Origin of the sequence: Acinetobacter sp. AKBS16 (assembly GCF_002899995.1) — a bacterium.
In the GTDB taxonomy this organism is placed as follows: Bacteria; Pseudomonadota; Gammaproteobacteria; order Pseudomonadales; family Moraxellaceae; genus Acinetobacter; species Acinetobacter baumannii.
Genome location: NZ_POYH01000091.1, coordinates 1 through 9808 on the forward strand (window position 1 = coordinate 1; position 9808 = coordinate 9808).

11 protein-coding genes and 3 pseudogenes are annotated in these 9808 nt (G+C 33.2%); 3 read left to right on the top strand and 11 right to left on the bottom strand.

Annotated elements, in window-relative coordinates:
* The 5 genes and pseudogenes from C1642_RS16260 to C1642_RS16280 all read right to left on the bottom strand — a co-directional run.
* Positions 1-233 (bottom strand): annotated as a pseudogene (locus tag C1642_RS16260) (hypothetical protein); the annotation flags it as partial.
* 383 nt (positions 234-616) lie between these two features.
* Entirely contained in the window at positions 617-1210 is a 594-nt protein-coding gene (locus C1642_RS16265) for a DUF4142 domain-containing protein (RefSeq protein ID WP_031998613.1), read from the bottom strand.
* Between the two features lie 522 nt (positions 1211-1732).
* Positions 1733-1880: pseudogene (locus tag C1642_RS16270) on the bottom strand (putative peptidoglycan-binding domain-containing protein); the annotation flags it as partial.
* 70 nt (positions 1881-1950) lie between these two features.
* Positions 1951-2280 (bottom strand): hypothetical protein, encoded by a 330-nt coding sequence (locus C1642_RS16275; protein ID WP_001210984.1) that lies wholly within the window; start codon positions 2278-2280, stop codon positions 1951-1953.
* An 86-nt stretch (positions 2281-2366) separates the two neighbouring features.
* Positions 2367-2813, bottom strand: coding sequence for a winged helix-turn-helix transcriptional regulator (locus C1642_RS16280; protein WP_000024020.1), 447 nt, complete (start codon positions 2811-2813; stop codon positions 2367-2369).
* 111 nt (positions 2814-2924) lie between these two features.
* Here C1642_RS16280 and C1642_RS16285 point away from each other — a divergent pair, with 111 nt between their 5' ends.
* Positions 2925-4139: an MFS transporter gene (locus C1642_RS16285; RefSeq protein WP_032035193.1), complete on the top strand. Its 1215-nt coding sequence runs from the start codon at positions 2925-2927 to the stop codon at positions 4137-4139.
* Here C1642_RS16285 and C1642_RS16290 read toward each other — a convergent pair.
* From C1642_RS16290 to C1642_RS16300, 3 genes are all read right to left on the bottom strand, one after another.
* Positions 4134-5240 carry a minor capsid protein gene (locus C1642_RS16290; RefSeq protein WP_031963108.1) on the bottom strand — a complete coding sequence of 369 codons (1107 nt, stop codon included), beginning with the start codon at positions 5238-5240 and terminating at the stop codon, positions 4134-4136. The genes C1642_RS16285 and C1642_RS16290 overlap by 6 nt on opposite strands.
* Positions 5241-5337: 97 nt before the next feature.
* Positions 5338-5682 carry a hypothetical protein gene (locus C1642_RS16295; protein WP_001004676.1) on the bottom strand — a complete coding sequence of 115 codons (345 nt, stop codon included), beginning with the start codon at positions 5680-5682 and terminating at the stop codon, positions 5338-5340.
* A gap of 292 nt (positions 5683-5974) precedes the next feature.
* Positions 5975-6433: a hypothetical protein gene (locus C1642_RS16300; protein WP_001127325.1), complete on the bottom strand. Its 459-nt coding sequence runs from the start codon at positions 6431-6433 to the stop codon at positions 5975-5977.
* A 485-nt stretch (positions 6434-6918) separates the two neighbouring features.
* Here C1642_RS16300 and C1642_RS16310 point away from each other — a divergent pair, with 485 nt between their 5' ends.
* Positions 6919-7038, top strand: coding sequence for a hypothetical protein (locus C1642_RS16310; RefSeq protein ID WP_001982898.1), 120 nt, complete (start codon positions 6919-6921; stop codon positions 7036-7038).
* 156 nt (positions 7039-7194) lie between these two features.
* Here the strand turns inward: C1642_RS16310 and C1642_RS16315 are convergent, their stop codons facing one another.
* The 3 genes from C1642_RS16315 to C1642_RS16325 all read right to left on the bottom strand — a co-directional run bounded on the left by C1642_RS16315 (position 7195) and on the right by C1642_RS16325 (position 8934).
* The gene (locus C1642_RS16315) at positions 7195-8010 is read right to left on the bottom strand and encodes a pyrroline-5-carboxylate reductase family protein (protein ID WP_000932373.1); all 816 of its coding nucleotides are present in this window, start codon (positions 8008-8010) and stop codon (positions 7195-7197) included.
* A 279-nt stretch (positions 8011-8289) separates the two neighbouring features.
* A complete protein-coding gene (locus C1642_RS16320; protein WP_000350297.1) occupies positions 8290-8514 on the bottom strand; it encodes a hypothetical protein in 225 nt (74 codons plus the stop codon).
* Positions 8515-8718: 204 nt separating this feature from the next.
* Positions 8719-8934 (bottom strand): cold-shock protein, encoded by a 216-nt coding sequence (locus tag C1642_RS16325; protein ID WP_000072673.1) that lies wholly within the window; start codon positions 8932-8934, stop codon positions 8719-8721.
* A gap of 519 nt (positions 8935-9453) precedes the next feature.
* Between C1642_RS16325 and C1642_RS19740 the strand changes: the two are divergent.
* Positions 9454-9808 (top strand): annotated as a pseudogene (locus C1642_RS19740) (LysE family translocator); the annotation flags it as partial.

Below are 9808 nucleotides of genomic sequence, written 5' to 3' on the forward strand. Positions count from 1 at the left end.
ACCGCCGCTCCTCCCAAGGTTCCTGCACCTGTAGCAACCAAATTCTCTCCCCCTTCATTCATATCGGGTACATGATTGTTATTAGTCGGTGGAGAGTTTAAATCTGGACGAGCATTATCAATTGTGGATGAAATGTCTTGTAATGGTTTGCTATTTGATACATTACCATTAGAAGATGGCTCCTTTTGAGCCGTATGATTACCAACTGAATTTGATTGTTTTGTATTTACCATTTTCTTACTCCCTATATTTTAAAATCTAGTGTCTTTCAAAAGAGCTAGAATATTAAAAGAACTTTTGAAGTATGCTTGACAATTATTATTATAATTCACCTTTAGGTTAGTTATGTTTCATAAATACCCCTATTAAGTAAGGAGATGTTATTCATTAAAGAAATTATTTCTCATCAATAAAAATTCTTATTCAAATAATCTTCACAATTATATCATTCTTTACCCCATAATCATTATATTTCGCTAGATTAAACATTACCCATAACATTCTAGTTTTACACTACCCTGCAGAAAATTATTATTTTATGTATATGCAATTTAAAAAGCCTAGTTAATTAATACTAGGCTTTTTAAATGTATTTTTAAAAGATAATAATTATATATTATTTCATATTTTTAAATATATCTTCAGCTGCTTTTAGGTGTTTCGCAACAGCATCACGTGTTTGTACGAGCATATTTTTTAATTCAGAACTTTTCGTGTTTGGTATTAACTGCTTATCAATTATCGTTAAAACTTTACGGTGAACTTTAACTTGACTCATCATATAATTTTTATCAGTATCTGATGTTATTTGATTAAGCTTACTAACAATTTTATCACTATCATTTTGCAATGATTTACTAAGATTACTGGTTTGTGAAATCAACTGTAACCGACTTGCCAACGCTTGTGCATTTTTTTCATTGGCTGAATGTTCTTTAATCATCATTTCAGCATATTTCTTAGCTTCATCCATTTTTAATTTTGGCAATGCAGTTTTTGCCTGCTTAATTTCACCATTATTAGCTGTACTTAATATCTTGAAAATTTGACTGTCAGTCAAATTTTCATGGTTTTCATTTAATATTTTAGAGTGATTCTTCCCATCATTTATAGTTTGTTGATTCGCTGCCATAATCTCAAATGCACTGCAACTTAAAACACCACTAATTGCGATACAGCTAATAATTTTCTTCGTTAAAATAGCTTTCATACCAATATCCTTTAACTTAATTCATGAGTATTTCTACCTATGGGTAGCTTTTTCACACTTCCAATCTATATCCCTACTTGTAAATTCAAGGTTGGGGTTATTCATTCATTATTTCAATCAACCATATTTATACCGCTCGTTGATATTCTTCGCAAAGGGTAAATAGCTTATTTAAAGTAGATGATATAAATTTAATAATAAATCATGCACCTGTATCCAATCTTATTAATGTAAATATGAGATATATATAATTTTAAAAAACATTAACTTAAAAACAATTTTTATTTTTTATTTTTACGAAAATAACAATAAAGCTCGTTATATTAACTTATAGATACTAAAGCTAAAATTAAATATATTTAAAGAAAATTTAAACCATTTTAACTTATTCACCCATCTATAAAAAAGCGTTCTCCTAAAGACTTTAATTCACACACTGCACACAAACAGTGACATGCACTTTTGTAGATATCGTATGAGCTGTGCAACCTGAAAGTAGCATACACAGCGAAATCAAAACCTTCATAGTGAAACGCGGTTAGCGGATCCAACCATAAAAGAATTGCTCTTGGGTAGGACTTTGTTCACAAATTTCGATGTAACGTTGGCCTTGCATGATATTAAGAACTCGAACTAATACCTTCTCTCCTTCTTTACCGCGCTTAGCCAGTGTTAGTGAAGAGGTAAGTAAGAAATAAAGTTCTATCTTCCAACCTAAGCTAGCCATTTTCCCCTAACACTCACATATTTTTAGCTAATTCTTTTGCCAAACATTGTTCATGCCAAGTGGTTTGAAAATTCTCGACAGCTTTTGACTTAATGAGAGGGTCTTCAAATAGCTTTGAAGAATATGCAGATTTGATAAGCTCTTGATAAAGTTGTTTGGCTTGTTGCTCTTCAAGATGATTGGCGATGTCATGTAACTCTTTAGCTGGCACTTCATGTTGTCTAGCATCCATCACACCACTCGCTGCTTTTTTCACAGTTTCACAGTAATGAAGTTCCATTGCTTCTGATGCTGCATAACATTGAATTGAAACTGCACTTATAAAGAGGAATATAAATCTCATAATCTCACCTTAATTTGACGCGCAAGGTTAGCAACTAATCTCCCAAAATTTAAGTTAAAAAAGGTTAATTTTTCTCTTCTCTTATTTTATTTCACCTTTTGCACTTGAGTATCAGAGGCTTTTAGCACTTTTCCATCTGCTGTGACTGGTGCCATAAATGGAATTTGCTGACCTGTATTTTTATCAATTAACAGAGAATGGCGCTCACCACTTTCGAATAAGTTGTGTTCTCCCCATTGACGTAGAGCAACAATCACAGGAAATAAGCTCTCCCCTTTAGGGGTTAGCACATATTCCTGATAAGCCGTACCATCTGAAGCATCTTGCATTTCAAGAACACCAACATCCACCAACTTTTTCAGCCTGTCAGAAAGAATATTTCGTGCAACGCCTAAGCTCCGCTGGAAATCTCCAAAACGGCGCATTCCGTCAAATGCATCACGCACAATAAGCAGTGACCAGCGATCTCCTATGAGATTGATACAGCGTGCAACAGGACAAGGTTCTTCTTTCATCAATGTAGAGTTAGCCATTGAGTTTCCTTACCAATAATCAGTAACAAGATATCTAGTTGCATTTTAAAACTAGTCGATCTAACATTCAACTAGTTGCATTTTAAAACTAGATTGAATGGATTTAGAATAATGAAAGCCTCCCTTGTATCTTCAATGTCTCCAGTAGATAACAATAAAACGCATTCGAACCTACCTCGTAGCGTAGTTTTGCTATTTGCTATAGCAAGTGGTGCAAGCGTAGCAAACGTCTATTATGCACAGCCTTTGCTCGACATCTTGGCGAATGACTTTAATGTTAGTCATGCCGCCATTGGTGGTGTGGTTACAGCCACTCAAATAGGTTGTGCACTTGCCCTCGTGTTTTTAGTGCCGTTAGGTGATCTTATAAATCGGCGTCGGTTAATGACACTGCAACTACTGGCTTTAATATCTGCATTGCTAATGGTTGCCTTTGCCCACTCTACGATTATTCTTTTGACAGGAATGCTTGCGGTTGGCCTACTCGGCACAGCCATGACACAAGGACTTATTGCCTATGCTGCAAGTGCTGCGGCCCCACATGAGCAAGGGCATGTGGTTGGTACTGCACAGAGTGGTGTGTTCATTGGGTTACTGCTTGCCCGTGTATTTTCAGGAGGAATTAGTGATGTGGCGGGTTGGCGCGGCGTGTACTTTTGCGCAGCTATCATTATGCTCATGATTGCCTTACCACTTTGGAGGCGACTTCCTCATTTAAATGTTCAGCCTATTACCATGCGCTACCCGCAACTTCTATCTTCTATGTTAAAGCTACTGCGCCAAGAAAAAGTCCTACAGGTGCGCGGCGTATTAGCTTTACTCATGTTCGCGGCATTTAATATTTTCTGGAGCGCATTGGTACTACCGTTAAGTGCACCACCCTATAACTTTTCGCATACTGTAATTGGGTCTTTTGGACTGTTCGGTGTAATCGGTGCTCTAGCCGCCACTCGTGCTGGCCAATGGGCCGACCGCGGATATGCTCAGCGCACAAGCTTGGCAGCACTGTTAATATTGCTGCTCGCATGGTGGCCGCTTTCACTCATGACCTACTCGCTTTGGGCGCTGATGATTGGCATAGTATTGCTCGACTTAGGTGGACAAGCCCTGCATGTGACCAACCAGAGTATGATTTTTCGCACTCGCCCAGAAGCACATAGTCGTCTTGTGGGTCTATACATGCTCTTTTATGCAGTAGGTAGTGGACTGGGTGCAATCAGCACAACAGCGACTTATGCTTATGCAGGATGGCTCGGCGTATGTGGCCTAGGCGCATGTGTGAGTTTATTGGCGTTATTATTTTGGTGGAGAACGATAAAGCTATAACCCAAGTATTTTAAAAGTTCGTTCATCTAATTCTCTCAATTCATCCAAAGTATAAAGCCGGCCCTTTGGATCAAAAAATTTATCAAAATCAAATTGCCCTTCTTTATATAACTTATAACGTTTAGGGCCTAACCATTCTTTTTGGAAAAAATTATCGGTCAGATTAAAAAATTCTTTGAAGGAAATATTTGCGTCTATTTGCCCCATTAACTGAGTCCGCTCATCTTTAGGAATATCTCGTACTTTTCTTTCATCCATAACGAAAGATCTGTTCCCAATAAGCCTTCCATCCTTACTTACGGGAACCAGAATACTTCGGCAATTCGGATGCAAAGGTGGCACTCTTTTCGCCGGGTCATTCAGTTTCCAAATAGAACCGTCAATGGCTGCACAGATTTTAGAAGTCCTGCCATCTAAAACGCTCACAAACCTTACATATTCAAAATTAAAATTTTTGAAGTTATATAAATAGACCTGATTTGATATATGGCTACGTAGCGTTCTAATAATTCTTTCAATATCGATTCTGGTACTGTTGAGCAATCCATCTTCGTACTTAAGGCGTTTTGTACCCGTAATACGTTTGATGATTTGCTGAGGCGTCATCCCGGTATTCATGCCATCCCGAATAGCGTATTCAATGCGTTGAAGGGCATTTTCACCAATTTGAGCTAAGGATTCATCAACCAAGGCACCGCCAGCCAAAGGCACTCGTTTTATTGACCGATAAAGCTGCTCTCCCTCTAAATCTTTAATAACCTTACCAAATAGTTTGGCCATATAGTTTGACTCATATATAGCCAAAGCAATTGCCGAGTGAGTAAAAATTTCCGGTAAAACAGTACTAATTGAATTAAACCAGTTCGAAATAACAAGTTGAATGTTTTTTAGATGCTGAGTTGTATACTCTCCACCAGCAAGAGCAAACCTCTCAGTTTCATTCAGCTCTTTCATTAAATTGCTTAACCGATCAAGCATATCCATCGTTTCACTATTAAAAAACTTATAAAGTTCATTTACCGATCGCGATGATGCTCGGTAGAGATAAGCTTGATGCTGGGTAAAAACATCAAAAAGTGATTTTTCAGTAATATTCTTCATGTAAGTTACCTCTACAAAGGTGCACTTTATTTTTCTTTTTATATCGCTGTTCTATAAAATTTATTAATAGTTTTGAGTAGTTAAAAAGTTTATAAAGCTAATTAAAATAGTACTTTTGTTTTACGAACTTTTTTTGCACACTAATATTTCTAATAAAATTAGTGAGCCATAAAATAAATTCATCCCTATACTCAAAACGAGGAAGTAGACTTAAGTCAACTTTTATCTCTCTTTCAGAAAGAGGCTTAGTTAAACATTCTTCAAAATCAATTTTGGTATATTTTAACTTTAAATCATTTTGTTCGGCTTCTTTTCTAATTTCTGCCATCACTCTATTGAGATTGGTTACAGGGTTATCCGTAATCTGGTACTTTTCATACATATTTTCGTATACATTTTCGGCAATATCTAAATATTTAATGAGTTCAGCATTCTCATTCATCTCTTCATCATCCTATTTTTTTGGAAATTATGTACCAGTAAATGTTTCTATACGTAATTTAAGATTATTTTTATGTGAAAAATATTTTAATAAAAATAACAATATAATCTCCAACTTATTATTTTTTATGTCATTATTAATTCTTTATAAAACATTTCCATATTTACTGACATTTTTGATAAGTTTTATATGCTGATCATTTAAGCTGGTTAAATAAAAAAACCGCCCCAGAAGGCGGTAGCTGAATATTATCGGCCAGATATAGAAGTAAGGTGGACAAATACTTCTATATTTAAGAGGATATTTTATTATTTTTAATGAAATCTTCAGATTTAAAGTAGTTAATAATCATCTCAGCATTTTCTTCTTTGCTTGGTTCAGCAGCCACAGGAATTTCGGCTTGATCAATTTTAAAGCCTTTTGGAATATAGTTTGAAATTGGAGGAAGCTTCTCTTTCCCTCCAATTGTCATTCGCTCAATAAAGCCTGCAAGCCACAAAATGAATTCATCTTCATTTTTAAACTTGGGCATAAGACTTAAATCAATATGCACTGATTTTTCTTTATTAAATTGATTTAAACATTCTTCAAAATTTATAAAATTGTACTTAAGTTTGAACTCAGTACCTTTAATTGCTTTGCGAATCAAGCTAATTAAACAATTTAAATTTTGAATGGTATCTTCAGTAAATAAATTATCTTTTTTAATTTCCTTGTATACTTTCTCCGCTATAGCTAAATACTTTGGCATTTCTTCCTCCTCAATATTATTATAAATAATTGAAAATAAAAAAATTCATCTTCTGATTATGAAGACTTAATTGTAATTGAGTGCAAATAAATTTAAAACAATGTAAGAACTACCCATCTTATGTAAAATTGCACCATAACGGAACACAAATAGTCAAACTAATGTTAAATGTTTCACAATTTTATTTAATACTTTTAACTAATTAGAAATATTTTCTTTCAATTGTAAATGATTATTTTTCACACAACATGAGTAATAAATTATCATTAAAAAACAATGTAGAAATAATTTTTATGTATTCCTCTCATGCTTCTAGATTCACCATACTTTAGTCTTTTTTCAGTCATAAATTTGAAGAAAAACTTAATTAAAGATGAGGTTATAACACCTACCCATCTGTTATATTTTTTTGAAAAAATTCTGTATCTATGATTACACCTTGCCTTTCTTCATGATAGTAACTATCTAGACACGAGGTAGCTAACATGAGTTTTTTAAGAAAGAAAAATAAAGCTAGTTTTGTACTATTTATTATTACGCTCTATTCAATGCTAGGGTTCGGCTTAGGTTTTATTATTTGGGAGTATTTCCTACAAATTCCATAACTTGAGCTAATAATTGATTTTTAAAGTAGCCGTTTTGATGGTTCTTTGAAAGATAATGTTTGCTTTACCTTTATACGGCTAAACCATGGTGGTTAAAAAAATACCTTCCAAATATAAAGCGTTAACATTTGGAAGGTACTTTGTAATCAGCTAAAGCTAGTGTCTCGTAATTTCTGCATTAATTTCTAAGCTTATTTCTTTACTACGATGGTAAGCTGCTTTTAAAGCCAGCCGAATATCATCAGAGAGGTTGCCTAATTCAAACATTCGTAATGCAGACTCTGTAATACCATTCGCTAATGTGACCTTGCCACATAACTCACTAGGCTGAACATTACTTTTACGAACCATTTCTACAGCGCCTGATGCAGCTTGAAGTATTAGATCTAAAGCAAATTGCTTATCTAGCCCCATAGACACCCCTGTTTTCACCATACTGTCGAGAATATAGAAGAAGTAAGCTGGTCCTGAACCCGATAAAGCAATAATCGCATCACTTTGGGATTCTGAATTTGCCCAATAGGTTCGCCCTGTTGCTGAGTAAATTGTTTCTATCACTTCTTTATCTAAAGGCTCTAAATAGTCTGAACCAATTAACACATGAGTACCTGTATAGGTTAATACAGGGGGATTAGAAATGACTCTGATAATTTTTTTTGAACCCGTAATACTCATTAATTGTTGAATATTAACTCCGGCCATCATCGACACAATAGTTTTATCAGCTAACCATTTTTTTAAGGGCGCCAGTATAGCCTTTAAGTCTTTTGGGTCTAGTAATAGAACAACTATATCTGCCTTTTTCACCTCATGTTGCTTTTGCTTTAGAATGATTTGATTCTCAAATTTGACTTCCTCTATTAGATTAATTTTTTCTCTTTGAAAGCCTTTTAAAACTAAACCTCCAATTAAAGCTAAAGACAAATTACTGCTACCAATGAAGCAAATATTAGGCTGTACTATATTCAACATTTAGAATTATTTCCTTCCTTTAGATATACTACAAAAAGAAATATTATTTATGACGTAAGTCATGCACCGTTAAGACAAGAAAAATTTAATAAATTTTCATGAATGTTAAGTTTAATTTTACAACGATTTTAAATTCTGAGCTAAGATTACTCTTTACTTATGACTTTATGAATAACAAATTAATCTAAATTGTTAAAAATATGTAATTAAAAATAATTTTTAGCTTATCTCATTAAAGAAATAGACTTACCAGACTTAAAGTATTTAATTAAAATTTACTTAATAACAACTTTGCTCTTTTTTAAAGAAACTTTCAGCTATTCTGGAGGCTTCTTGAAAATTGATTTCATTACACACCCAAAATGATAAAAGCTTTCCATCCAAATGGAAATATTGCTTGTGATACTCCGTTACATCATCTGAATGAGGATTTCCTATAGAGAAATAATTTTCATTATTCTTTCTTACTTTACCGTTTAAAATACCGCCAATACAAATATCCATTTTTATACCAGTTATAAAGTCAACTTATACAACACAATTCTAATTTCTATATTATATAAAAAAAAATAATCAACTTATTTAATTATCCATATAAAAAACCCACAAAGGAAGAAGTGGGTTTTTTAACTATATTGATGATTAGAGCCGTTTAATTGAGCAAATCACTACAGATCAAATCGTCTAAAATCATCAAATTACTTTAGTTTAAGCATTCGTCACAATTGTGATATTCGAAGCTTGTGGGCCTTTTTTACCCTGTGTTACAGTAAACTGAACACGCTGACCTTCTAAAAGAACTTTAAAGCCTTGTGTTTGAATCTCAGAAAAATGTGCAAAAACATCTTTACCTTCATCAGTTTGAATAAAACCGAAACCTTTAGTTTCATTAAACCATTTTACTGTACCAGTAGTATTAGACATAAATTAATCCTAACTTTTAAAAACATTATCATTTATTATTGGGCAAACCAATAGAACTAAAAAATACACATTCTACTTAAATATCTAAAAATATACGGAGGATTATAAATAAAACTGCGAAAAGAGAGACTTTGGGTAACATGAATATTTTTGTAGTTAGTGTCGACTATACACGCTTCTTAACGAATTGCAATCGATATCTTAATTAATTCATTTCTTATTGAATACGAAGGTATCAAATTCTAACTTTCTATCTGATTTTCAATGATATTTAAATATAATTTTCTAACACTGTATCTATATATTAATTAAACATATTTAATGCTTTTTAAAGTATTGGATTTTTAATTTTCAAATTATTTAGAGTTAAAAAAAATAAGATTGTGTAGGAACTTTCAAATATTATCCTATTAATTTACTTTTTTATAAATTATACATACTTGTCTGTATACATAATTCCTATTCTGCTTTAAAGTAGGCATGCAATTAACATATTGATGATAAACAGGAAGTATCAACGTGAGCGGTCTTTTAGTTTTATAACCATTGCCTTTCTTACTTTATCAAGCCCAGGCCCAGGCGTTTTATTTACAGTAACAAATTCAATAAATTATGGTTTGAGAACAGCTTTATTTGGCATTAGTGGTTTAATTATTGGTATGTTTATTATCGCTGTGATTTCTGCAAGCGGTGTCGGACTTATTATTACTAGCAACCCTACTATCTTCACTGCTTTAAAATTTATTGGGGCCTTTTACTTAATGTACTTAGGTTATAAAAATTTTATTAAAAAATCCCCAACTCAAGACTTATTAGAAACTGAACATAATGAAAAAGATATAAGGAAATCAAAGCTTTTCTATCAAGGGTTGTT

What these genes read in the sequence shown, in the direction of transcription:
- C1642_RS16265 (WP_031998613.1), bottom strand. Translation starts at nt 1,210, where the DNA reads ATGAAAGCTATTTTAACGAAGAAAATTATTAGCTGTATCGCAATTAGT.
- C1642_RS16275 (WP_001210984.1), bottom strand. Translation starts at nt 2,280, where the DNA reads ATGAGATTTATATTCCTCTTTATAAGTGCAGTTTCAATTCAATGTTAT.
- C1642_RS16280 (WP_000024020.1), bottom strand. Translation starts at nt 2,813, where the DNA reads ATGGCTAACTCTACATTGATGAAAGAAGAACCTTGTCCTGTTGCACGC.
- C1642_RS16285 (WP_032035193.1), top strand. Translation starts at nt 2,925, where the DNA reads ATGAAAGCCTCCCTTGTATCTTCAATGTCTCCAGTAGATAACAATAAA.
- C1642_RS16290 (WP_031963108.1), bottom strand. Translation starts at nt 5,240, where the DNA reads ATGAAGAATATTACTGAAAAATCACTTTTTGATGTTTTTACCCAGCAT.
- C1642_RS16295 (WP_001004676.1), bottom strand. Translation starts at nt 5,682, where the DNA reads ATGAATGAGAATGCTGAACTCATTAAATATTTAGATATTGCCGAAAAT.
- C1642_RS16300 (WP_001127325.1), bottom strand. Translation starts at nt 6,433, where the DNA reads ATGCCAAAGTATTTAGCTATAGCGGAGAAAGTATACAAGGAAATTAAA.
- C1642_RS16310 (WP_001982898.1), top strand. Translation starts at nt 6,919, where the DNA reads ATGAGTTTTTTAAGAAAGAAAAATAAAGCTAGTTTTGTACTATTTATT.
- C1642_RS16315 (WP_000932373.1), bottom strand. Translation starts at nt 8,010, where the DNA reads ATGTTGAATATAGTACAGCCTAATATTTGCTTCATTGGTAGCAGTAAT.
- C1642_RS16320 (WP_000350297.1), bottom strand. Translation starts at nt 8,514, where the DNA reads ATGGATATTTGTATTGGCGGTATTTTAAACGGTAAAGTAAGAAAGAAT.
- C1642_RS16325 (WP_000072673.1), bottom strand. Translation starts at nt 8,934, where the DNA reads ATGTCTAATACTACTGGTACAGTAAAATGGTTTAATGAAACTAAAGGT.